The organism is Paenibacillus suaedae, from assembly GCF_032337355.1.
GTDB classification, from domain to species: Bacteria; Bacillota; Bacilli; order Paenibacillales; family Paenibacillaceae; genus Paenibacillus_B; species Paenibacillus_B suaedae.
This window is the reverse complement of sequence record NZ_JAVYAA010000004.1, coordinates 223,471-246,847: the sequence shown is the minus strand read 5'-3', so window position 1 is coordinate 246,847 and position 23,377 is coordinate 223,471. Positions and strand designations below refer to the sequence as shown.

18 protein-coding genes and 1 tRNA gene are annotated in these 23,377 nt (G+C 47.9%); 7 read left to right on the top strand and 12 right to left on the bottom strand.

The features are described 5' to 3' along the window. Positions 1 to 120: 120 nt before the first annotated feature. Positions 121 to 1,563, bottom strand: coding sequence for a sensor histidine kinase (locus tag RQP50_RS18090; RefSeq protein WP_315746275.1), 1,443 nt, complete (start codon positions 1,561 to 1,563; stop codon positions 121 to 123). Further along, positions 1,560 to 2,261: a response regulator transcription factor gene (locus tag RQP50_RS18085; protein WP_028533538.1), complete on the bottom strand. Its 702-nt coding sequence runs from the start codon at positions 2,259 to 2,261 to the stop codon at positions 1,560 to 1,562. The genes RQP50_RS18090 and RQP50_RS18085 overlap by 4 nt, the downstream gene beginning before the upstream one ends. A gap of 520 nt (positions 2,262 to 2,781) precedes the next feature. Between RQP50_RS18085 and RQP50_RS18080 the strand changes: the two genes are divergently transcribed. After that, entirely contained in the window at positions 2,782 to 3,120 is a 339-nt protein-coding gene (locus RQP50_RS18080; protein WP_072730996.1) for a L,D-transpeptidase, read from the top strand. Between the two features lie 162 nt (positions 3,121 to 3,282). On the opposite strand, the gene RQP50_RS18075 is transcribed toward RQP50_RS18080, so the two are convergent. From RQP50_RS18075 to RQP50_RS18050, 6 genes are all read right to left on the bottom strand, one after another. Next, complete coding sequence (locus RQP50_RS18075) at positions 3,283 to 4,281, bottom strand: ABC transporter ATP-binding protein (protein ID WP_072730995.1); 999 nt, start codon at positions 4,279 to 4,281, stop codon at positions 3,283 to 3,285. Next, positions 4,278 to 5,285, bottom strand: a complete 1,008-nt coding sequence (locus RQP50_RS18070; RefSeq protein WP_072730994.1) for an ABC transporter ATP-binding protein — start codon at positions 5,283 to 5,285, stop codon at positions 4,278 to 4,280. The genes RQP50_RS18075 and RQP50_RS18070 overlap by 4 nt, the downstream gene beginning before the upstream one ends. After that, entirely contained in the window at positions 5,252 to 6,235 is a 984-nt protein-coding gene (locus RQP50_RS18065) for an ABC transporter permease (RefSeq protein WP_174809319.1), read from the bottom strand. Before RQP50_RS18065 ends, RQP50_RS18070 begins: the two co-directional genes overlap by 34 nt. Then, positions 6,232 to 7,200 carry an ABC transporter permease gene (locus tag RQP50_RS18060; RefSeq protein ID WP_072730198.1) on the bottom strand — a complete coding sequence of 323 codons (969 nt, stop codon included), beginning with the start codon at positions 7,198 to 7,200 and terminating at the stop codon, positions 6,232 to 6,234. Before RQP50_RS18060 ends, RQP50_RS18065 begins: the two co-directional genes overlap by 4 nt. Positions 7,201 to 7,316: 116 nt before the next feature. Beyond that, complete coding sequence (locus RQP50_RS18055; protein WP_175560753.1) at positions 7,317 to 9,020, bottom strand: peptide-binding protein; 1,704 nt, start codon at positions 9,018 to 9,020, stop codon at positions 7,317 to 7,319. A gap of 298 nt (positions 9,021 to 9,318) precedes the next feature. Next, complete coding sequence (locus RQP50_RS18050) at positions 9,319 to 10,080, bottom strand: N-acetylmuramoyl-L-alanine amidase (protein ID WP_315746274.1); 762 nt, start codon at positions 10,078 to 10,080, stop codon at positions 9,319 to 9,321. 472 nt (positions 10,081 to 10,552) lie between these two features. On the opposite strand from RQP50_RS18050, the gene RQP50_RS18045 reads away from it, so the two are divergent. Continuing rightward, complete coding sequence (locus RQP50_RS18045; protein WP_072730201.1) at positions 10,553 to 11,182, top strand: hypothetical protein; 630 nt, start codon at positions 10,553 to 10,555, stop codon at positions 11,180 to 11,182. A 155-nt stretch (positions 11,183 to 11,337) separates the two neighbouring features. Here RQP50_RS18045 and RQP50_RS18040 read toward each other — a convergent pair whose 3' ends face one another. Continuing rightward, positions 11,338 to 12,051 carry an NPCBM/NEW2 domain-containing protein gene (locus tag RQP50_RS18040; RefSeq protein WP_072730202.1) on the bottom strand — a complete coding sequence of 238 codons (714 nt, stop codon included), beginning with the start codon at positions 12,049 to 12,051 and terminating at the stop codon, positions 11,338 to 11,340. A gap of 272 nt (positions 12,052 to 12,323) precedes the next feature. Between RQP50_RS18040 and RQP50_RS18035 the strand changes: the two genes are divergently transcribed. After that, a complete protein-coding gene (locus RQP50_RS18035) occupies positions 12,324 to 12,710 on the top strand; it encodes a hypothetical protein (RefSeq protein WP_315746272.1) in 387 nt (128 codons plus the stop codon). Positions 12,711 to 13,283: 573 nt separating this feature from the next. On the opposite strand, the gene RQP50_RS18030 is transcribed toward RQP50_RS18035, so the two are convergent. Together RQP50_RS18030 and RQP50_RS18025 are read right to left on the bottom strand one after the other, a co-directional pair. After that, positions 13,284 to 13,358, bottom strand: a tRNA-Thr gene (locus RQP50_RS18030). 168 nt (positions 13,359 to 13,526) lie between these two features. Beyond that, complete coding sequence (locus tag RQP50_RS18025) at positions 13,527 to 14,012, bottom strand: GAF domain-containing protein (RefSeq protein WP_315746271.1); 486 nt, start codon at positions 14,010 to 14,012, stop codon at positions 13,527 to 13,529. 159 nt (positions 14,013 to 14,171) lie between these two features. Between RQP50_RS18025 and RQP50_RS18020 the strand changes: the two genes are divergently transcribed. The 4 genes from RQP50_RS18020 to RQP50_RS18005 all read left to right on the top strand — a co-directional run bounded on the left by RQP50_RS18020 (position 14,172) and on the right by RQP50_RS18005 (position 20,381). Beyond that, complete coding sequence (locus RQP50_RS18020; protein WP_072730205.1) at positions 14,172 to 15,116, top strand: alpha/beta hydrolase; 945 nt, start codon at positions 14,172 to 14,174, stop codon at positions 15,114 to 15,116. A 99-nt stretch (positions 15,117 to 15,215) separates the two neighbouring features. Next, on the top strand, positions 15,216 to 16,226 hold the full coding sequence (gene namA / locus RQP50_RS18015) for an NADPH dehydrogenase NamA (protein ID WP_072730206.1): 1,011 nt from the start codon (positions 15,216 to 15,218) through the stop codon (positions 16,224 to 16,226). A gap of 363 nt (positions 16,227 to 16,589) precedes the next feature. Further along, positions 16,590 to 17,615, top strand: coding sequence for a carbohydrate-binding family 9-like protein (locus RQP50_RS18010; RefSeq protein ID WP_315746270.1), 1,026 nt, complete (start codon positions 16,590 to 16,592; stop codon positions 17,613 to 17,615). 186 nt (positions 17,616 to 17,801) lie between these two features. Beyond that, positions 17,802 to 20,381: a transglutaminase-like domain-containing protein gene (locus tag RQP50_RS18005; RefSeq protein ID WP_315746269.1), complete on the top strand. Its 2,580-nt coding sequence runs from the start codon at positions 17,802 to 17,804 to the stop codon at positions 20,379 to 20,381. Between the two features lie 244 nt (positions 20,382 to 20,625). On the opposite strand, the gene mgtA is transcribed toward RQP50_RS18005, so the two are convergent. Beyond that, positions 20,626 to 23,307 carry a magnesium-translocating P-type ATPase gene (gene mgtA, locus RQP50_RS18000; protein WP_315746268.1) on the bottom strand — a complete coding sequence of 894 codons (2,682 nt, stop codon included), beginning with the start codon at positions 23,305 to 23,307 and terminating at the stop codon, positions 20,626 to 20,628. Positions 23,308 to 23,377: the final 70 nt, after the last annotated feature.

Genomic DNA, 23,377 nt, shown 5'->3' with positions numbered 1-23,377 from the left:
TCTATTTCTAAAATCATGGACTAGTATAATATATAAAGTAGATTTGCACAAAATGACATAGATTATTCGCTATACTTGTTGCATTCTGTTGCTACTGCTCTTCAGCTGTCAACTCTTTTGCTATCTACGTAATGGGAAACTGAGTGTGATACGTGCCCCTCCTTCAGGCGTATTCGCTGCTTGAATGCCTCCCCCATGCTTACGCATAATGAGCTTCGCCATATACAACCCAAGTCCGGCATGCCCTTGATATTGCGAACGTGATGCGTCGCCTTGAACGAACTTATCAAATACGGAATCCAGCATATGTGCTGGGAATCCAGTTCCCGTATCTGTAATCGACATCTCCAGCTCATGCACTTTCCATTCCGCCTTCCACGTAATTGTGCCGCCTGAAGGTGTGAAGCGTAAGCTATTAGCGAGCAGATTGTCCATAAGCTGTCTCAGACGATTCCCATCGAGAAGCATTGCTCCCTCTGCTTGTTGATCTGCAGGTGGGATGCAATGGAATTCAATCTGCTGTTCTGCGCACAACTGCTGCATATCCTGTGCGATCTCTTCCATAAATCGATTCATCTCTACTGGCTTTCGGTTCAAACGGAACTGCGGTGACTCCATTTCCGACACCTGATTCATTTCCTGCACGAGCCGAATGGCCCGCTTTGTATTCTTATCAATCGTCGTCAAATATCGCTGCAGACGATCCGGACGATTCATTCCACCATCCAGCAAACCCTCTACATGACCTTGCACGATTGCGAGCGGGGTACGCAGATCATGTGCGAGTGCAGCTACCATCTCGCGCCGCCGCTGCTCCAACTTCCACTCGCGTTGCAGAGACAAATATAGCTCCCGCCTCATCTCGTCGAATGCCTTCATGAGTTGAGCCATTTCTGAAGTACCTTCATAGGAGAAGCTAAAATCCAGATCCCGCTGCTGAACCCGTCTCGTGCCCTCTATTAATTCCTCGATGGGGCGGCTCAGCTTGCGGCCGAACCTTCGACCGAACAGCCATGCAAATAGAATGACAAATAGAAAAGGTGAAAATAAGACCGCGATGACTAACAGTCCGAAGTAAGGGCCTAGCTTCGATCGCACAGTAACGCCAACAGAAAGTGTGTAGTTGATGACTACAGCTCCCTGCAGCTCGCCTGACCGATTGACGACAGGCAATACGTTGCGAGCACGCCCCATTCCCGTCATCCCGCTTGCATTGAGTAGGGAAATCAGTTCGCGCCCACCACGTATGTTCGGATCAGGCAGCGATCCATATCTATATTGACCTGTTCGATCAACAACTGCGTAACGTATCCCCTTCTCATCTACTAATCGTTCGATGAGCGATTGATTTTCCTTATCCAGCAAGCGTTCCCCTTCTGATTCTACTAACTTGCGTATGGGCGGAATCTGCTTCTCATAGTAATTGGCAGGTCTGAACACGCCGTCGTCATAAGATTGCATCCATATGAAGGCTCCCCATACAACAATCGTCAGTGCCAGACTCGTACCGATTACCCATACAAAGTATGTAATAAACTGACGTTTAAAGGAGTGCATGCTCATTCCTGCACCTTCCATTTGTAGCCGATGCCCCATACGGTTTCAATCCAGCGCGATGGCGTGTGAACTGCTGCCATCTTCGCCCGAATATTCTTCACATGCTCCGTAACTGTCGTATCATCTCCAAGGGCGTCCATACCCCATACCTGTTCGTAAATATGCTCGCGTGCAAATACCTGTCCCGGATGGAGAGCAAGCAGTTCTACGATCGCGAACTCCCGGCTTGTTAACGGCAATCGCTTGCCTTCATAACGAAGCTCCATCCCCTTCACATCCACTGTAAATGCTCCAAATATGAGTACTTGCTCATGATTATCCTGCTGCCGCACATAACGTCGTTCTCTTCGAAGATGCGCTTCAATGCGCGCCTTCAGCTCACGCATGCTAAATGGCTTGCTAATATAATCATCCCCCCCTGCCGCTAGACCGTATATACGATCTGCTTCACTCACCCTCGCACTGACAAATAGAATCGGGCAAGCAACCGCTTCTCGAACCTGCTTACACCATTCCACTCCATCCGTGCCAGGCATCATAACGTCGAGTACAATTAGGTCGGGCGACTGTTCCGTAATAAGCCGCTGCGCCTGATCCGCATTGTGTGCCGTGCGTACCGAATACCCGTCATCCTCCAATGAATCACGTACGAACACCGTCATTTCTTCCTCATCATCGACCAGCAATATGTTAGCCCGTTCCATGCCTTTGTTCCCCTTTGGTGACAAAATTTCAATCCTGTATGATTTCCTTCTCTTCGACTATGTAAATGGAGTGAGGATTGCCACGTTACTTTATCGCCGCTTTCTATCTCAATTTCCCCCGCAAACTATGATCCCTATAGATTAGGATCTCTATTGATTGTGATCTCTATTGATAATGAACATTGTTAAATATGATCGATATGAAATACGTTCCGCATTAATAGTTACTCTATTAAACACCGTTACCCCCGCTTAGTTGCAATTTTGCACTTCTACGTTATGATTTTCTTATAACAGTCATCATATCTAGTCTAATGCAACTCTCTCACACAGGGCAAATAAGCCATGATCGTTCAATAAAGCAATGGATTCAAAAGAGCAATGAGTTCGATACAATAAGACGACATGAATCAGAATAAGCGTACCGTGAACCGCCGACAGGCACTTCCACTGTACGCTTATTCATTCAATGAACCCCCATTCCTGCTATCGCATATGCTGATCAAGAGGAGTTGGGCGTATGCCACAATATCTAATTATTGTCGATCTGTCTGATCGCAGGTTATACCTACTGGACGGAGATGTCGTTGTAAGGGAATATCCTGTGGGCGTCGGCAAGATGTTAACCCAAACCCCTACAGGGGAATATACGATCATTAACAAAGAGCCGAACCCGGGCGGCCCATTTGGCGTCTTCTGGATGGGCTTGTCGAAGCCCCATTACGGCATTCACGGAACGAATGATCCTTCCTCCATTGGGCACTACGTATCTCACGGCTGTATCCGCATGTACAATGAGGATGTTCTCCAATTGGCAGCTCTTGTCCCCATCCATACAAGAGTGACCATACGTCCATAACATTGACAGGATTAAATCGGGCATCGAAAAAAGAATAAAGCCTCTTTCCTGCTGCAGAGAAGCGTGTTCTCATATCGCAGCAAGAAAGAAGCATTATAAAAGTCCCCCATAATGCCGTAATGACACCCGGTACACTGGGCTGGCCTTTATGGGTATATTCTATTATGCCAAGATTGATGCTGGAGCTACCTCCAATGGGAAGTGGCAAGCCACTTGCCGGTCTGCGCCAACCGTCTCCAGCTCCGGCGCTACGAGCCGGCACTTCTCTTGAGCGAAGGCACATCGCGGATGGAAGCGGCACCCCGAAGGAGGGTTCGCCGGAGATGGCACATCTCCCTGCAGGACAATTCGCTCCTTCTTATAATGCGGATTCGGTCTAGGAATCGCGGACAGCAGCGCCGCGGTATAAGGATGCTTAGGATTCGCGAACAAATCCTCCGTACGGGCCACTTCGACTAATTTGCCTAAATACATGACCCCGATACGATCAGAAATATGACGTACGACATTCAGCCCATGCGCGATAAAGAGGAAGGTCAATCCCAATTCCTTCTGCAGCTTCATGAGCAGGTTCAGCACTTGGGATTGGACCGACACATCCAATGCCGATACGGCTTCATCTGCTACGATAAAGCTCGGATTAAGCGCAATCGCTCGAGCGATGCCTATCCGTTGGCGCTGACCACCAGAGAACTCATGTGGATAACGGTTGCGTCGGACTGGATCCAGTCCGACCAGCTCCATCAATTCCACTACACGCTTATCGATTTCGCTCGGTGACGCCTTATGGTGAACACGCAGCGGCTCTCCGATAATATCTCGGATGTGTATACGTGGATTCAAGGAACCGAACGGATCTTGGAATATAATTTGCATATCCTGCCGCAGCCGTCGCAGTTGCTTCGTATTCATATTCTGAATCTGCTTCCCATCGAAAAAGACAGCTCCGCTTGTTGGCTTCTGTAATTGGAGAATGGCTCTACCGAGCGTTGATTTGCCGCAGCCCGATTCGCCGACAAGACCGAACGTTTCCCCTTGATTAATGCTAAAGGTAACATCATCTACTGCTTTCACATGGCCAACTACCCGGTTGAGGAGACCCGTCTTGATCGGGAAATACTTCTTCAGGTTGCGAACTTCGATCAATGATTGTTGCATCATGCGCGCTTCACCTCGGTTTGTCCGTCATTATCGCCGTGGAACAGCCAACAGGCTACCTGATGATTGCTCCGGATTTCCCCTAGTGCAGGCTCGTGATGTCGGCATTTGTCCTCCACCTTCGCACAGCGTGGATTGAAGCGGCAGCCCGAAGGCAAGTTGTTAATTCCGGGAATGGTTCCTGGAATCGTATAGAGTTCCTCGCCTCTTGCTCCTTCCAAGCCTGGAATCGACTGCAAGAGACCAATCGTATAAGGATGGGAGGGATGGTCAAATATTTCTGCTACGCTTCCTTCCTCCACGATCTTGCCGGCATACATTACCGCGATACGGTCAGCCATCTCCGCAGCTACGCCCATATCATGGGTAATCAGCACAATCGCCATGCCGAGCTCCTGCTGAAGACGCTGCAGCAGATCGAGAATTTGCGCCTGCACGGTTACATCGAGCGCAGTCGTCGGCTCATCTGCAATGAGCAGCTCTGGCTTGCAGACGAGTGCCATCGCGATAACGACCCGCTGCCGCATGCCGCCGGACATCTCGTGCGGATATTGCTTCGCACGCATCTCTGGATCCGGGATTCCTACCATGCGCAGCATGTCAATTGCCCGCTCCCAAGATTCCTTCTTGCTTATCTTCTCATGAAGCTGCAAGCTTTCCGCAATTTGATCGCCTATCGTAAACACCGGATTAAGCGCCGACATCGGATCTTGGAAGATCATCGAAATCTTTTCCCCACGAACGTTGATCATTTCCTTTTGCGATTTGGTTGACAGATCCTCGCCATTAAAACGAATGCTGCCTTCGAAAATGGTTCCTCCTGCATAGTCGATCAATCGCATAATCGAAAGAGAAGCGACACTCTTACCACTGCCGGATTCACCTACAATACAGAGCGTTTTACCCTTCTCCACGCTAAGGGATATTCGATCTGTTGCCTTCGCAATGCCCTGCGCCGTCACAAAGCCTGTTGTCAGATTTCGGACTTCGAGAAGTTTTCCCGCCATTGCCGCAACCTCCTACGTGGAATTTTCTCTTTCTTGCGTGGATCAAATGCATCTCGGATGCCGTCTCCAATAAAATTGACCGCCAACACGACAATAAAAATGCATGCTCCTGGATAAAGCGCTTGCGTCGGATCGACAAGCATGAATTGCTGTGCGTTGCTAAGCATCAATCCCCAGCTCGTATCAGGAAGCTGTACCCCTAAACCGAGATAAGATAATCCGGACTCGGCAAGAATCGCCCCGCCTACCATTAAAGTAGCGTTTACGATAATCGGAGCCGTGGCATTGCGAAGCAAATGTCTGCTTATAATCCCCCAACTGGACACACCAATCGCCTTGGCCGCTTCCACATACTGCATCTCCCGCAGTTGAAGGAACGTTCCTCTAACAAGCCTCGCCGAGCCCATCCAGCTTGTAAAGCTTAAAATCATGATCATGTAGCTGAACTTCGGACCGAAGATAGCCAATACCAAGATGTTCAGGAACAAGGTCGGGATGGAGTTCATGACATCCACCAGCCTCATGAAAATCGTATCGATCCAGCCGCCGAAATATCCGGAAATGGAACCAATAATGGTTCCGATTACGACAGAAATAAAGGCAACCGAGAAACCGACCGATAACGACACTTGACTGCTGTAGATAAGCCGTGACAAGATGTCCCTTCCCAATTCATCCGTTCCCAGTGGATGACCAGGACTGCCCGCTGGCAAACTTGACTTCAACATATCGATCGCGGCTGGGTCATACGGGGCAATATATTTAGCACATAGAGCAATGACGACAAAGAACAATAGGACGATGGCTCCAACTACTGCAAATGGATTGCTCATAAATTTCTTCCATGCCATTAAGGTCATACTTGTCGGCTTCTCCGACTTAGGGCCAACCTCACTCGTCTTGCCGCGTTCAGGGTCAAGCTGAGCACCTTGTAAGCTCGTTGCACTCATGCCGACATGCCCCCTTTGCCCAATTGTACACGCGGATCAACAACCGCATACAAAATGTCCGCGATCAAGTTGCCAAGAACGACGATAACCGTTGTAATTAAGGTAATTGCCATCAGTACCGAATACTCCCGCGACACCGCCATCTCAACGAACAACCGCCCCATGCCTGGCCAGTTAAATACGCTTTCCGTAATCGCTGCTCCCGCTATGAGTATCGGCAGATCCAGACCAAGTACGGTAATGATCGGGATGAGCGCATTCCGCAAGGCATGACGGAAAATGACCCTGCTTTCCTTCATTCCCTTCGCTCTCGCCGTTCGAATGTAGTCCTGCCCCAGCACCTCAAGCATGCTGGATCGAGAATATTTCACGTAAGAAGCCAAGAAGCCTAATGTGAGAACCGTGACAGGCAGAATAAGATGCATGAATAAGTCCTGAAAATCGCCCTCTTTCCCCATCGAATACATGTCGGATAAAGGCAGCCAGTCCAACTTAATAGAAAAATAACTCTGCAAAAGAATACCAAACCAGAATGTCGGCATGGCAAACCCAATATAAGAAATTAACGACGCTGTCTGGTCGGATAATCCATACTCTCTCGTACTATTGTATATCCCCCAGGGGATCGCAATGATTAAGGAGAGCAGCCATGCAACGCTCATCAGAACAACCGTATTCTTCACCGTCGGCCAGAGTATATCACCTACTGGGAGATTATTCTTGAAGGTTTTCCCCAAATCACCCTTCAACAGGTCTCCCACCCAGCGAATATATTGGATATGAATCGGCTTGTCCAAGCCGAGATTTTTCGCTTGTATTTTACCCGCTTCCTGAGACAGTCCCGGCGACAGAAAGATTTGCGTCGGACCTCCTGGTGCTGCATGAATGAGTCCAAAGGTAACGATGGAGATCAAAAACAGCACTAAGAGTGACTGTAGTACACGGCGGATCAGATACTCCGTCATAGGAAATCCTCCTAAATCGTATCGTGTGAATTCATGTATTAGCACATCCATATAAAAGAGGAAGGGGCAAGCAACCCCCTCCCCTCATCATGCATATTCAACCTGTGCTTGGTATTTTATTCTACCCACCAGTTGATCATGCGGAACATGTATCCATATGCGAGTCCTGGTTCAGGTCTGTCTTCTTCCGCATATTTCACACGAGGGTTCAAGCCCTGTGGTGTACCATATTGATACATGAATACATAAGGAAGATCCGTTGTGATTTCTTTACCGATCTCTGCGTAAACTTTCTTACGCTCGTTTTGATCAGCGACAGAGTAACCTTTTACCCACAATTGATCGAGTTTTTCGTTTTTATACCAACCCGAATTTTGGTTCGGCGGGAAGAACTTTGAGGAGAGAATGCTTTCTGCGTTCGGATCTGGATCATTTAATGACCATGCCGCCAAGATAGCTTGGAATTTACCCGGTACAATGTTCTGCTCTTGCCAAGCAGCGAAGTCAACGCCTCTCGGCTTCACTTCAATGCCGATATCTTTCAAGTTCTGTTGGATAACAGCAGCAACCTGTTCGCGGCGGCTATTACCTGTATTGTATTGAAGTTCGAAGGAGAACTTGACGCCGTTCTTCTCTAAAATGCCACCTTCAGTGCTAGCCTTCCATCCATCTTCAGCCAGCAGCTTCTTCGCCAATTCCACATCATAGTTATAAACTACTGCAGTTTCGGCTGGATCTGCCCATGAGCCTGGCAGGAATGGCGAGTTCATCAACTTACCTGTTCCCTTAAGGATATTGTCGACCATGCCTTGGCGGTTAAGCGCGTGAGCGATCGCTTGTCTTGTCTTCTGTCCAGCAAAGAAGCTTTCTTTATTATCGAAGTTCATTTTGTTAAAGTTGAAGCCCATGTATTCGTAGAGTGGTCCTGGTGCCAAGATGACGTTGAGGTTGTCGCGAGCTTGAACAGCTGCTAGTTGGGTGACTGGAATCGCTGATACAGAGTCGACATCTCCCTTGATGAGAGCTTGCACTTCTGTATTTTGATCTGCGTAGATTTTGTAGATGACTTTCTGGATGTGAGGTTTTTTCGCTCCCCAGTAGTTCGGGTCTGCGTCGAAGCTTAAGTATTGTTTTTGCTTCCATTCAGTCCATTTCCAAGGACCGTTCGTTACAGTCTGCTCTGGTTTGGAACCGTATGGATGCTTCTTCAATTCTGTAATCGGAACATCCTTCAAGATGTGATATGGCACTGGTTTAAGTCTAAGAGAGTAGAGGAATGGGGCAAATACTTGCTTTAACTTGATCTGAACAGTGTGTCCATCGATCTTCGTTACCGATTCAACATGTTCGAATTGGCTAATACCTGGGGAACCTACTTCTGGGTTGCGTACCGTATTAATGGTAAAGATCAAATCATCCGCTGTTACTGGTTGGCCGTCGCTCCATTTGGCTTCTGGCTTCAATTTGACCGTGTAGGTCTTCAAGTCTTCACTGATTTGAGGAGGCTCAGCCGCGAGAGACCAAGGCTCTACGACTACGTTCGCTTGACGGTCAAGATCGTACAGGCTGGAGAAGATCAAGATTTCAGCATCCCCGGATGAAGTATCACTTACGTACAATGGGTTTACCGAAACGATATCCGAGAAGGTACCTAACGTGATTGTACCTCCATCTTTCGGGGTCTGAGCCGTATTCTCCTTCGCTGGCTCTTCCGTTTTCGCTGGTTCGGTATTTTTGGGCTCATCCTTTGGAGGATTCGTCGATGTGCTTGAACCTCCGCACGCTGACAACAACGATCCCATTAGTACCAAGAGCAGCATAAATGACATCCATTTCTTTTTTGCCACATAATTCCCCTCTCTCATTTTCGATATTTTTGTGAAGGATATATTTTCCTAGACATTGTATCATTTGAATCAGCCTACAGGTAGTAAAATGATGGAAAATATTTATAATTTGCAATTATATTTTTCATTTTACTGATTACTTTCTTTAAAAAGACTATATAGAAAGAAAAAAGGGGCGACATCCGTCCCCTTTACCACTTTACTCCAATAAATTAACCTATGGTACACGGGATACGAACGTAAATCTTCTACGCTCCCCTTCCTTCTTATCCTAGCGCTGGATGCTGACAATTCTCTCTGTTCCATTCCATGTGACGCTGGCCCCTATGGATTCGGCAATTGCTCGAACAGGTACATAGGCACTGCCATTCAGAATGATGCTATTTGGCTGAGAGATATTATTGAGATACGCGACCTTCTTCGTATTGTCCCATCCAACAGAAAGACCCAATGCTGACGCTATATCACGAATCGGACCGTATACGACATTTTCCTTCATTATTCCCTGCGCTGCTTCTTGTCCATTGACTAGAATGCGAATTCCATTTTGAAGTTGCTGTACTTGCCCCTTAATTAAAATTATGAACTGGCTCCAGTACGGGAGAATTTGCGAAGGGCACTGCTTGCCTGACCATTTCTTATGCGGGACAACTTGATCGACCGTAAGCGTATAGCGCAAAATCAGTGTTGCCACGAGCCACGCTGCGTTATTCCAAGCCACATCTTGATTCATGCCCGTATACATGCATACCTCAATAGCAATGCTTGTCGTGTTGCCAGGCCCATTGCCATCGCCTGCGTGCCATCCCTGCTCATTATCACGCAGATGCTGATAAATATCCTTGTCATCCACCGTATAGTGCCATGATGCTTGTCTCCCACCGCTTCCATCTAACAAGTAGCGCGCGTGCGATTCCGCTGTTCCGCTTGTATTGTCCGTGTTGTGGATCGTAATCCACTGTGGTGTCATAGGCTTGCTCGGCTTGTTCGGACTGCCATCCGGAATCAGACGTTGTTGAATGACGATGCTCATGGTTCATCATCTCGCTTCTGCATAATGTGTTGTCCTAGAAGACTTGGCATGCATGCTGCGAGAGCTGATCTATCACCAAAAAGCGTTCAAAGGAGTTGAACGCCGCTTGGATCATTGCCGCAAATGGATTGTATATAGGAGAATCACCCTAAGATATAAGTGCCGTCGCAAATCTTCTATAGTAAAGCATACGTACTTTCATAGAAGTTTGGCTCTGGCAATTGTCTCGATGGATTTGTCTGTTTTGGCTCCACTCATCAGCTTAGATGTCCATGAATCTCCTCAAATGACAGTAACAAATGAATCTCGTTAACTATCAACTACAATGAATTATGAATGCAATAAAGTATCATTCCAATTTATAGCTGATTTCACTTTTCATGCATTCGCAGTTTAGAAGGACAATGATACAATTACCTCATGCATTCCAGCAATTGACTTCATGAGAATTGATTAATTAGGAGAGATCTATGTGGAGCGTGAATGGAAACTAGAACAATCGTCGCCTAGCACTGAAAAGAGGCCATTCTCTACCGGTATCGTCGTCACCTCTATCTTTGCAGCATGTTGTGTAATCGGCTTGTCTATCTTTACTTTGGTTCATAGCATGAAAGTGAATGATGCCGCAGAGAAGCTGCAGCAATCCTTCTCTAAATTGCAAGCAGACTATGAGGAACTAAAAAGAGACAACAGCAAACAGAGATTTACGATGAATCAACTGCAGAACAATCTCTTGTATGCAAATATTCAGCATGATATGGAGGAAAACGTCGTATCCGATCATTTGATATTGGATAAAATCTACTTCGACGATATCGTCTATCGCAAAGGAACGAGCGGCACGACCATAGACGTTCGCACTCAGCCCGAATTTAACACTAAATATGCGGGGTCTGGGAAGTTCACTCTATCTGATAAAGAATTGAACAATGTTGTAACCACGTTCATGCAAGCAGCGCGAGATCAATATGAGTGGTGTCTGGAAATGTACAGCATGGATGCCGTTGCACCAGATTGGAATGAGCTTACGCATACCATTACGATAGGCAACTATGATCTTGGAACCTATCATAATGGTTTGTTTACGCCTGTTAAGAAATAGTATCTTTGAGCTTAGGTAAAACACCTCTAGCTTCTGCAATCCGCTGAACTGAGAAATCAGGTCATTCAAAAAAGAGAGAGTCAACGAGAAATGCTATTCGATGACCCTCTCTTTTATTAGTTTTGTTAAGATTGATAAAGTATCATTTATGCATGTTACTGAAACAATTTAGGCTCTGCGAGTGCTGCCCACGTAGACTCGAAAACATTGCCTGGTTCCGCCACAATTTGAAGCTTAAGTACCCCACTCACATCAATATTTACAGGATTAGGGTTATCTCCGCCCTTTACATTTTCAAACGAAGCCAATTCTGTCCCATCACCAATAAAGCGATAGGTAACCACTCTATTCGAATTTTTCGTTTCATCATCTACACCAATAAAAGTTGATAGCTTTTTATATTTTTCATTTAAGTTATAGTCAATAGAGGTACTTTTGTTGTTCATAAAGCTAAGATTAAAAACAATTCCTTTTTGGAACTTATCTCCTGCAATTTCAATTTTATTGCTGTAAGGGTTTTGATTAAAATGAACGCTTGAACCACTAGGGCCATCCGTTCTTGCATAATTTACATCAGATAAATATGTAAACGAACCTTCTTTTTTACCAACCCAGGCTGTTTTATTTTTCCCGTCATACGAAAATTCTTTCCCCGAAGCGTCAGCAACGAATTTCACTGGAGCATATAGCTGCCCTTTATAGAGAATCGCATTATCTGTGCTAACTTTCTGGACACCATCGAACATATACTTTATGTTTTCAAACGAGACTTCAATTTTTGCCGTGCTAGCAGCAAATGCCGCTGTACCAAATAGCAGACCCCCGATTACTACTCCCATCAGGAGGCCTTTTAGTTTCTCCTTCATCATTCAGTTCTCCCCTGTTTATGTTTTTAGCATGGATTGACCAATCACATCACTTCGACATATACCACTATATTCCTGCATATTCTCCCAAAATACCTACCTATTTTGTCAAATAGAGTATTAGTAAATATCCACAAATTATAAATAAACCCACAAAATAGGTAATTTGTATCATTCATCTTTTATTACTATTAATGGTAATATAGATTCACCTGGAAGAATATTACACATAATGGACTTAAAGTTGAAAAATTAAAAAGGAAGTGTGCCAAACTATGAAAAAAACGTTTGTATCCTTACTTACGACCGCTCTCTTACTTACTGCCGCTGTTCCAGCTTTTGCCCAAGAAAGCACTCAAGCTCCTGCACCAGCAGCCACAAGTGTTGTTAATCCTAAATCGATTTCCGCTTCGTCTTACTTCTTCGCTAATGTTTCTTGGAGAAATGTTTCTGGCGCAACTCGCTATGAGTATTTCGTGTATAAAAACGGAAATTTGGTTGAGTGGGGAAGTCAGAGTGTTACAGGCAGAGATGTCGGGATGGAGGAATTCGCCGCTTACAGAATAGAAATTAGAGCTGTTGGGTCAAATGGAAATCAGCTTGCTTGGGGCACAACGAATACCTTTGTAGCAGGTCCCACTTCAATTTACGTATCTCTGTAGTCTTTGGAAGGTTCATGTAAGTATCTCAAAGGAATAAACAGAACAAGAACCTGCTTAGCGTTGAAAATAATGACTACCATAACTCAAATAGGCTGCCAATACGGCAGCCTATTTCTTGTATCAAGTCCATTTACAGTATGGATGCTTTTTATAATAAGGAAAACGCCCACCGACGTGAGATGACGTTAATGGGCGTTGAAGTGTTAAGGAATATTATTTTTACAAATTACCGTTTGCCCTATATGGTTGAGCATAATAACTTTTAATCCTATGCCTTCCATCGTATCTTGAAGGATTTAGCTTTCTTTTCCTTCCTATGGGTCCATCGAACAGTACGTCACTGACAAAATCTCCTATAACAATAAAATTAATCGGATCTCTATTCACATGTCTTGCCAAACATGCAGGAGGCGGTTCTTCGCAGCCTAGGAGATTCGATTACAGCAACGAAAATCGAGACTGAAAATCCACTTTATCTGGATAAAGGTTAGAAGAATGTTAGAAGTCAGCTCCTAAAAAAGGGAAAAGCGCGATCTCCGATTGCTCGGAAACCGCGCCGTTATCGACATTACATGGTGCTGGAGAAGGGAATTGAACCCCCGACCCACGCATTACGAATGCGTTGCTCTACCCCTGAGCTACACCAGCAAATTTTGTTGACACCAAATATTATAGAGAAGTCAAATTATTGTTTCAACACTAAAATAAATTTACCTATATTTACTATATGATGCTGCAGAAGTGTTCTAGAACGATGTTCCTTCCCTTCATGCAGCACCATATTCTATTTTCCGCATCCAATCGAAATATCTACAATTAGCTCTCCGCTAAAAGCGCACTGACCAACTTCTCCAACGCTTCTTGATCCTGTTCATTGAAGCGATCCGTAATCGGGCTATCGATATCCAATACCCCGATAAGCTTGCCTTCTTTCATCAGTGGGACAACAATTTCGGAGCGCGATGCCGCATCACAGGCAATATGTCCGGGAAATGCATGAACATCCGACACGATTACAGTACGCTGTTCCTTCGCCGCCGTTCCGCACACGCCGCGGCCAAGCGGAATTCTTACACATGCAGGCAGTCCTTGGAACGGCCCGAGCACAAGCTCCCCTTTCCCCTCATCCATCAAGTAAAATCCAGCCCAGTTAATATCCTTAAGCCCATGCCACAATAGCGCAGCTGCATTAGACATATTCGCAATGAAATTCGGCTCACCTGCGATTAATGCGGACAGCTGTCCATTGATAATCGGATAATCCTTGGCTCTATCGCCAGTATATAGTGTCGGTGTGAACATCTGTACCGCCTCCCTCAGTCCTATTTGTAATGTATCATACCATAGTGGAATGAATTCCGTGTATGATGCAATTAGAAAATAACGTAGCTTTCGTTTCAAAGCTCTCGATATAATGTAAGAAAAGGGTAACGGGACAAATGCCGATGAGGAGGCAATCTGATGAGAACGAACACCTTTCAATTTATAGATGAAGAACAAGTACGGATTCATGTCTACCACTGGATGCCCGAGGACACAGTTGAGGTTCGAGGCGTGGTACAAATCGCTCATGGGATGACCGAAACAGCGATTCGCTATGAGCGCTTTGCCGAAGAGCTTACGGCTGCCGGTTATATCGTATACGCCAATGATCATCGCGGTCATGGCCTTACAGCAGCAACAGAGCAAGACTTGGGCTATGTTGGCGAGGACGGATTCACGTGGATGGTGCGCAATATGGCGCAGCTCACCAAGATGATTCGAGAGCAGAATGGCGATATTCCACTGTTTCTGTTCGCTCATAGCATGGGCTCTTTCCTCGCTCAGCAATATATAACAGAACATGCGAGCCTGATAGACGGCGTCATCCTATGCGGAAGCAATGGCCCTCGCGGTCCTGAGCTGCTAGCAGGTGTCGGCGTTACGAAGTTGATCGCCTCGGTGAAGGGTTCTCGCCATCGCAGCGCCTTCATCGATAAGATGGCGTTCGGCAGCTTCAATCGCAAATTCAAGCCAGCACGCACACAGGTAGACTGGTTAAGCCGCGATCTGGAGGAAGTCGATAAGTATGTTGTAGATCCTTACTGTGGATTTCTAAGCACGGTCGGATTCTATCGCGACTTCTTCAAGCTGCTGCGCAATATCCATCGTCCCGAGGTCATGAACCGCATTCCGAAGCAGCTGCCTGTGCTGCTTATTGCAGGAGATGAAGATCCGGTAGGCAACTACGGCAAGGGTGTGAGGAGGTTGGCGGACCAATATATGCAGCTTGGCTTGGAACAAGTGGAGTGCAAGCTGTATGAAGGTGCACGCCATGAGTTGCTAAATGAAACGAATCGGGATGAGGTTACGGCGGACTGTCTTGCATGGTTGCAGCGTCAGACCCCGAGTTTGACCAACTCCTAAAGTTTCGCTAGTCTGTCATTTGTACCCACAATCTGGATCAGCGTATAATAGACTTGAGTCAATGATTTAGTCCAATGGAGATGGAAGGAGATTTTACATATGTCTCGCTTGTTTGAACCGATAACGATCGGAGGAGTTACAATCCCGAACCGGATTGCTATGTCTCCGATGTGCATGTATGCATGTGATGATGAAGATGGCAAAGTAACGGAATGGCACTTGGTCCATTATGCCTCTCGTGCAGTTGGGCAAGTCGGGCTTATTATCGTGGAAGCGACTGCCGTCACACCAGAAGGTCGTATCAGTGCTCGTGATTTAGGAATTTGGAGCGACGATCAGATTGCGGGTCTGCGCAAGCTAACTGATCTGGTGCATTCCCATGGCAGCAAGATCGCAATCCAGCTTGCCCATGCAGGCCGCAAGGCTACCGTTCCAGGCGCAATTGCCCCATCGGCAATTGCATTTAGCGAGGAATACACAGTGCCGGAAGAAATGTCGCAGGAGCAGATTCGACGGACAGTGAAGGCATTTGCAGAGGCCGCTCGCAGAGCGAAGGAAGCAGGCTTCGATATCGTAGAAATCCATGGTGCTCATGGCTACCTGATCAATGAATTCCTCTCCCCGCTTACGAACCAGCGCATGGACATGTACGGCGGTAGCACAGAAGGAAGATACCGCTTCTTAAGCGATGTAATCGATGCAGTACGCCTCAATTGGGAAGGCCCCGTGTTCGTGCGTATTTCGGCCAATGAGTATGCGGATGGAGGCAATTCTCTGGAAGCTTATATCGACTATGCACGCCGTATGAAGGATCAAGGCGTCAGCCTCGTTGATTGCAGTTCCGGCGCGGTAGTACCGCATCCAATCGATGTATTCCCCGGCTACCAAGTGCCTTATGCGCATGCCATTCGTCAGTCGGCTGGCATAGCTACGGGAGCAGTCGGCCTTATTACCGAGCCAGCTCTAGCAGAAGAGATCGTCCGTAATGACCGTGCGGATCTCGTCCTTCTCGGACGCGAACTGCTGCGTGACCCATACTGGCCGCTGCGGGCCGCACGAGCACTTCGTGCTGAACTGCCTAAGCCGAAGTCTTACGAACGCGCTTGGTAAACCGCAAGATAACATAGATAGTGCCCCGATATAGAAGAGGTGGCATTTTCTAACTCAGCCTGTTGCCTTCTTCATGAAGCAAGCATAAGCAATCGTTGTTACTATGGATAGAAAATATACTCAGTTACGAAGAGGGCATTCTTCATGGATGCTCTCTTTTTTATCTTCAGATACAACAGCGAAACCGACATGTTCGACATTTTGTGATACCGATAACTTTTTTCGCCGAAAATCGCGTTTCCCTATTGAATATCCGATTATATCCATCTAGTATAAGGATAAGTTTGTTCTTCATTGCCATATTTACGTATTTGTGTGTTCTCCAACACCTACCACATGCATTCATCTAGAGGAGGATGGAAGATGGATAGAAGCGGCGTTCCTGAACCGAATATCGTGTTCGAGCCAAAGCATTACATTTGCCACCGTGCAGCAGAACCGTTACAGCTTGATGGACGATTGGACAAGCCTTTTTGGGCGAATGCCCCGTGGACAGACGACTTTGTCGATATTGAGGGAGATTTGAAGCCACGGCCGTTCAAGCGCACACGGGTCAAAATGTTATGGGATGATGAGTATTTATACTTCGGAGCCGAAATGGAAGAAGATCAAATATGGGCAACATTGACGGAGCGAGATTCTGTCATTTTCTATGATAATGATTTCGAGATTTTCATTGATCCCGACGGCGACACGCATAACTACTATGAGTTCGAAATGAACGCCTTCAACACGATATGGGACTTGCTGCTTCCGAAGCCATATCGTGATGGCGGTCCGCCTATTAATTCCTGGGATATTCGTGGCATTCGCACTGCCGTTCATATTGATGGCGAAGTGAACAATCCGAATGCAGACAACAAGGGTTGGAGCATTGAAGTGGCCATGCCTTGGAGCGTGCTGAAGGAATGTGCGCCAGAGGGACGCCTGCCGCGTCATGAAGAATATTGGCGCATTAACTTCTCCCGTGTCGAGTGGCGTGCTGAAGTGCAGAACGGAAAGTACGTGAAGACAATCAATCCGGATACGAACGCCCCTTATCCAGAGTATAACTGGGTATGGAGCCCGCAAGGCATTATTAATATGCATTATCCAGAGCTGTGGGGCTTCGTCGTCTTCGCCGAGGCGAATCAGCCAGAACCCATCTTCCAACTTACGCAAGATGAGCTGATCAAGTGGGAGCTGCGCAAGCTCTATTACCGCCAGCGTCAGCATTATGCAGCGCATGGACATTATGCCTCCACCTTGTCAGTGTTAACGAACGAAGAGGTGTGCAGCATTGAACCTGTCATTGAGACAACAAGCGGAACCTTCCTCATGTCTGCCAAGTCACAGGACGGACTGCAGTGGATTCGCATTCAAGAGGATGGGAAGGTGTGGGGCGAATAGGTTTGCTGCTGCAGCATGCATGCTCCAAGCCTTCGGCACATCCGTTCTCTGCATTTCTTGTAGTTATCGATAACATAACCAATAACCAGTAATCGATGTTCCAATGACCAAGTTCGACCGGACTAACAATCATACATGAACCATCACTGCATCACAGATATTCCACACACGGAGCTGATGAACAAGATGACGAGTACAACTGGCTACGCAGATAGCACATTCCTTCAACAGATCGAAGATAAGTTTCATTATAAACAAGAATTAGCCAAGCACCGTTCAGAAGAGCTATTCGGTGTATTCAATCAAGAACTGACCTGCGAAGAACGTTTACTCTTGAAATACTTGTACGCCTACATGCCAATTCACGACTTGGCTGACTATAACGGGAATTTCTTCTTAGCTCATGTGCGCCGCACTCTAGCAACACGTCAGGCGCTTCCTTGGGGAAAAGATATTCCAGATTACATCTTCATGAACTTTGTCCTCCCCTACCGGGTCAACAATGAGAATATCGACGACAACCGCGAAGTGATTTATCAAGAGCTTGTTGATCGTGTGAAGGATAAATCCATGGTCGATGCGATTTTGGAAACGAACTATTGGTGTCATGAGAAAGCAACCTATGTCGGCACAGATCAACGTACCGTATCTCCATTAACCCTGATGCGTACGGCTCTAGGCCGCTGCGGGGAACAATCGACACTAGCCGTCGCCGCACTGCGCAGTGTCGGCATTCCGGCGCGCCAATGCTACACGCCGCGCTGGGCGCATTGCGATTCGAACCACGCATGGGTGGAAGCCTGGGCTGATGGCACATGGTACTTCCTCGGTGCATGTGAGCCGGAGGGACGCCTGAACGAAGGCTGGTTCAAGGCTCCTTCACGCCGCGCCATGCTTGTGCATACGCGCGTTCCTGCTGATTATAACGGGCCCGAGGAAACGTGTTCCAGCCACCCTTGGTATACCGAGATCAACCTGCTCGGCAATTATGCGCCGCGCAAGACCATTACAATACAAGTCGTGAATGAACAAGGAGAAGCAACACCGGCCGAAGTTCATTTCCAAATGTACAATTTCGCTGAATTCTACTCTGTTACGACATTGCCAACCGACGCGGATGGACAAGTAGCATTCACAACGGGATATGGCGACCTGCTTATCCACGTACGCAACGAGCAAGGCTACGGCTTCCGCCATATTTCGGTCGGAGATGCGGATATTTTCACCGTAACGCTCCAGTCTGAGCCACCGGAGCACGAAGTATTAGAATTCAATATGGTGCCGCCGCCAGAGATTCCAGACAAGAGTGAAGATCGGATGACAGACGAGGAACGTCAGGCGAACGATAACCGCGTCCAGCACGGTACAGCAACACGTGCCGCATACGAAGCTACATTTATAAATGAAGAACAGGCTGGGGAATTAGCGCGCAAGCTCTCCCTGCCTGCAGATCGTGTATGGACGGTACTTCGTCATGCACGTGGGAACAGTCATGAAATAGCGTCTTTCCTCAAATCCTGCACACCGGAGCATGGCGAATGGCCGCTGCGACTGCTCGAATCGCTGCACGAGAAGGATACACAAGACACGATGAGCGAGACACTGTGCGATCATTTGGAGGGTGCCCTTCCCTATCTGCAGCAGGTGAAGGATGAAGAACTATTCGCAACCTATGTGCTCTGTCCGCGTGCCTATTATGAAATGATCAAGCCTTATCGCTCATTCTTCCAAGCCAATCTAACGGCTGAGGAGAAGGCGGCCTATACAGCCAATCCGCAGCAGCTGGTTGAGCGCTTGGCCAATGACATAACACTTGAAGGCTGTATCGATCGCTACAATGGCATGATTACGCCAGTCGGCGCATTCCAATTGAAGCTGGCTGATCGCGTAAGCCGGGATGTATGCTTCGTGGCAATCGCGCGCAGCATCGGAATCCCAGCGCGACTTGAGCCGCTGAATACACGTCCGCAATTCTGGATGGATGGCGCGTGGCAAGATGCCCTGTTCCATCAGGATGCCGTCGAGGCGCCTATGGATGCTGCCGCTACTGGTTCCGTCGTATTTACACGAGGAGAAGGAGATCAAGAAGCTGCCTATTACTTGAATTTCACCATTTCTCGATTCGAGAAGGGTAGTTACCGTACCTTGACCTTCCCATTTGGGGAAAAAGATATGTACGACAAGCCTTACGAGGTGCTGAGCGGCGACTATCGAATGACAACGGGAACTCGCCTTAGCGACGGAACGGTGCTAGTTCGCCAAACCTTCTTCTCGGTGCAAGACGGGACAACAACATCGGTGCCTATCGTGTTCCGTAAGGAAGAGATTCATGTTCCGGTACTCGGTACAGTGACGGCCAATCAGTGGGAACTCATGACCGCGAAGGCGGATCTCAATATTCCCGAGCAAGGAATCGTCCTTGCATGGCTCGATCCAGAACGGGAGCCTTCCAAGCACCTCGCGCGAGAATTGCGTGAGCTCAAGGCAGAGCTCGATCAATGGGGAGGCCGGATTGCGCTTATGGTAGAAACGCAGCGCAATCGCGGCGAATTCAAGCTTGAGGGCATGCCGGAGCATACAACATACAGCGTGGATGAAGATGGAGGGGCTCTGCAAGCTCTGCTCCCTTCCTTGCCGGAATGGAACGGGCAAGAATACCCGCTCGTTGTTGTCGTGGATCATCAGCACCGCATCCGCTATCAGCTCCAAGGCTACAAGCTTGGCACGGGATCGGATATCGTGAAGACCGTAAACAATATGCAGTAACGGTACCGAGTTAGACGAAGTGACGGAGGCGCTATCACGTACATGGTTAGCTCTGTTACTTTGATAGCCTCCCTTGTAGAAATCGTAGATGGTATGATGTCAGATCGAGTTCGAGCATTGAAGCTGCTGAACTCGATCTGTTTGCTTTTATCGAAAAGGATAGCAAGGTTCGAGATTGAATCGAATTGAATTGCAGCCAGTTCTTACAGTCAGTTCTTACAGTCAGTTCTTACAGTCTCGATCCTTACAACCAGTCATTAAAGCGGCGGATATACCATTTCTTGACGGACTGCGTCAAAATGCAGTAACCGAGCAGAATAGCTGCCAACCAAGGGAAATACGACAATGGTAGCGGCACTAAGCCAATCCCTTCTCCGAACTCGGAGAACGGAATCATAATGCCTGCCAGCATAATGAGCCCCGTCAGCAGCATGACAGGAAGGCTCGCCCGACTCTGGATAAATGGTACCTTCTCCGTACGGATCATATGCACGATCAAGGTTTGCGACAGCAGCCCCTCAATGAACCAACCGGAATGGAATAGGGCTTGATCTGCAGGTGAATTCGCAGCGAAGACGAACATCATCAATCCATAAGTGAGGAAGTCGAAGATTGAACTTGTTGGCCCAATGAACAGCATAAAGCGGCCAATCGACTTCGCGTCCCACGTACGCGGCTTCTTCAAGAACTCTTTATCCATGTTGTCCCACGGAATCGACAGCTGCGACACATCATAGAACAGGTTCTGCACGAGCAGATGCAGCGGCAGCATCGGCAGAAACGGCAGGAACAAGCTTGCGCCGAGTACACTGAACACGTTGCCGAAGTTCGAGCTGGCCGTCATCTTGATGTATTTGATCATATTGCCGAACGTGCGGCGACCTTCGATGATCCCCTTCTCCAGCACCATAAGAGACTTTTCGAGCAGAATAATATCTGCCGACTCCTTCGCAATATCCACCGCAGTATCAACCGATATGCCAATATCCGCTTCCTTCAAAGAGATTGCATCGTTAATGCCGTCACCCATAAATCCGACCGTATGCCCCTTCGCCTGCAGGGCACGAACGATCCGCGCCTTCTGCATCGGATTCAGCTTCGCGAATACCGTCGTCTTGTCAGCCAGCTCCGCAAGCGCCGTATCGCTCAACTCATCAATTTCCTTGCCTAGCACAATACGACCTGTGTCGATGCCCACATCACGGCACACCTTGCGCGTCACCGCATCGTTATCTCCAGTCAGCACCTTCACCGCTACCCCATGCTCAAGCAGCGCTGCAATTGCAGGGGCCGCACTATCCTTCGGCGGATCCAGGAAGCCGATATAGCCAGCGAATACCAGCCCTTGCTCATCAGCAGCACTGTAGGATTCACGGGAACTTCCATCGTGCAGAACTTTAATCGCTACACCAATGACGCGAAGCCCATCTTCGTTCATTTCATTCGCTTTGCGCAGCAGTTCCTGCTTCATATCCTGCTCCAAGCCAACGACCTGTTTGCCATCAAGCATGGATTCACTGATTGAGAGCATCTCCTCCATTGCGCCTTTGCAGATCAGAACATGTTCCCCTTGCTTTCTAGACAAGACCACAGACATCCGTCTGCGATTGAAGTCAAATGGAATCTCGTCAACCTTCATATAATCCAGATCCAGACCCGCAAGGCCTCGCTCTTCTGCCCGCTCTACGACCGCATGGTCAAGCAGATTGCGGAGCCCTGTCTGATAACGGCTGTTCAAGTACGCGTACCGAAGCACTTGCTCGCTTTCTTCCCCATGGATGTTCAAATGCTTCTCCAGTATAATTTTGTCCTGCGTCAAGGTTCCTGTCTTATCCGTACACAGCACATTCATCGCGCCCAAGTTCTGAATCGCGTTGAGACGCTTCACGACTACCTTCTGGCGTGACATCGCCATCGCACCCTTCGCCAGATTCGACGTCACGATGACGGGCAGCATTTCCGGCGTTAACCCTACTGCGACTGACAATCCGAAGAACAGCGCATCCCACCAGTCGCCCTTCGAGAATCCGTTGATGAAGAAGATAATCGGCACCATCACCAGCATGAAGCGAATAAGCACGAAGCTGACACTGTTGATGCCGCGCTCGAAGCTCGTCATGGGCCGTGCTCCGACCAAGCTATGCGCCATCGCGCCGAAGTACGTTTGCGAGCCTGTCGCAATGACAACTGCCGTCGCGGAGCCGCTGACAACCGTCGTCCCCATGTATGCCATATTATCTAGCTCCAACGCCTGCTTAGCTGTCTTAATCGCCTTAATGCGGCGCTGTACAAGCAAGACCCCAATATCCCGCTTCTCTACCGGCATTGCTTCTCCCGTCAACGCCGACTCCATAACAAGCAAGTCCTTGGCAGACAGAAGGCGGATATCTGCAGGAATGAGATCGCCTGCCGCGAGCCTTATCATATCTCCAGGAACGAGCTGCTCCATATCAATCTCACGGCTCTGCCCGCCGCGAATAACTGCGGCTGTCGTCTTCACCATCGCCTTCAGCTTCTCCGCTGTGCGCAAAGAGCGGAATTCCTGCGTGAACGTAATGATAATACTGATCGTAACCATTGTCGAAATAATAATAACGGCCTCTGTATCATCCGTTAGCGCCGAGAATACGTCCAGACCGAGCAGAACAAGAATGAACGGATTCTTGAAGCATCGCAGCAGCTGAATGTACCAAGCAGGCGGCTTCTCATACGCAACCTGATTAGGGCCGTACTCCTCCAAACGGCGCATCGCCTCCATCTCGTCCAAGCCGTATGGCTTCGTCTTCAACTCTTCCAGCACATCATCGACATGAGACTCCGATGCCTCAATGAGACGCTGTTCCAGCTTCGCATTTTCCTTATCTGCATCTCTGCGCGACACATATTTAGGCCATTTACGTTTAGTTTGATTAACCTTCATTTCCATAGTGAATTCCTCCTTCTCATGCACCAAAGTACGCAAAAAGACCTCCCTGCCTACAGGGAGGTCTGCATGA

Excerpts from the sequence above, each read along its gene's own strand:
- RQP50_RS18035 (WP_315746272.1), top strand. The coding sequence starts at position 12,324 with ATGAAAAAAACGTTTGTATCCTTACTTACGACCGCTCTCTTACTTACT.
- RQP50_RS18090 (WP_315746275.1), bottom strand. The coding sequence starts at position 1,563 with ATGAGCATGCACTCCTTTAAACGTCAGTTTATTACATACTTTGTATGG.
- RQP50_RS18080 (WP_072730996.1), top strand. The coding sequence starts at position 2,782 with ATGCCACAATATCTAATTATTGTCGATCTGTCTGATCGCAGGTTATAC.
- RQP50_RS18085 (WP_028533538.1), bottom strand. The coding sequence starts at position 2,261 with ATGGAACGGGCTAACATATTGCTGGTCGATGATGAGGAAGAAATGACG.
- RQP50_RS18055 (WP_175560753.1), bottom strand. The coding sequence starts at position 9,020 with ATGCTGCTCTTGGTACTAATGGGATCGTTGTTGTCAGCGTGCGGAGGT.
- RQP50_RS18050 (WP_315746274.1), bottom strand. The coding sequence starts at position 10,080 with ATGAGCATCGTCATTCAACAACGTCTGATTCCGGATGGCAGTCCGAAC.
- RQP50_RS18020 (WP_072730205.1), top strand. The coding sequence starts at position 14,172 with ATGAGAACGAACACCTTTCAATTTATAGATGAAGAACAAGTACGGATT.
- namA (WP_072730206.1), top strand. The coding sequence starts at position 15,216 with ATGTCTCGCTTGTTTGAACCGATAACGATCGGAGGAGTTACAATCCCG.
- mgtA (WP_315746268.1), bottom strand. The coding sequence starts at position 23,307 with ATGGAAATGAAGGTTAATCAAACTAAACGTAAATGGCCTAAATATGTG.
- RQP50_RS18040 (WP_072730202.1), bottom strand. The coding sequence starts at position 12,051 with ATGATGAAGGAGAAACTAAAAGGCCTCCTGATGGGAGTAGTAATCGGG.
- RQP50_RS18070 (WP_072730994.1), bottom strand. The coding sequence starts at position 5,285 with ATGGCGGGAAAACTTCTCGAAGTCCGAAATCTGACAACAGGCTTTGTG.
- RQP50_RS18075 (WP_072730995.1), bottom strand. The coding sequence starts at position 4,281 with ATGATGCAACAATCATTGATCGAAGTTCGCAACCTGAAGAAGTATTTC.
- RQP50_RS18065 (WP_174809319.1), bottom strand. The coding sequence starts at position 6,235 with ATGAGTGCAACGAGCTTACAAGGTGCTCAGCTTGACCCTGAACGCGGC.
- RQP50_RS18025 (WP_315746271.1), bottom strand. The coding sequence starts at position 14,012 with ATGTTCACACCGACACTATATACTGGCGATAGAGCCAAGGATTATCCG.
- RQP50_RS18060 (WP_072730198.1), bottom strand. The coding sequence starts at position 7,200 with ATGACGGAGTATCTGATCCGCCGTGTACTACAGTCACTCTTAGTGCTG.
- RQP50_RS18010 (WP_315746270.1), top strand. The coding sequence starts at position 16,590 with ATGGATAGAAGCGGCGTTCCTGAACCGAATATCGTGTTCGAGCCAAAG.
- RQP50_RS18005 (WP_315746269.1), top strand. The coding sequence starts at position 17,802 with ATGACGAGTACAACTGGCTACGCAGATAGCACATTCCTTCAACAGATC.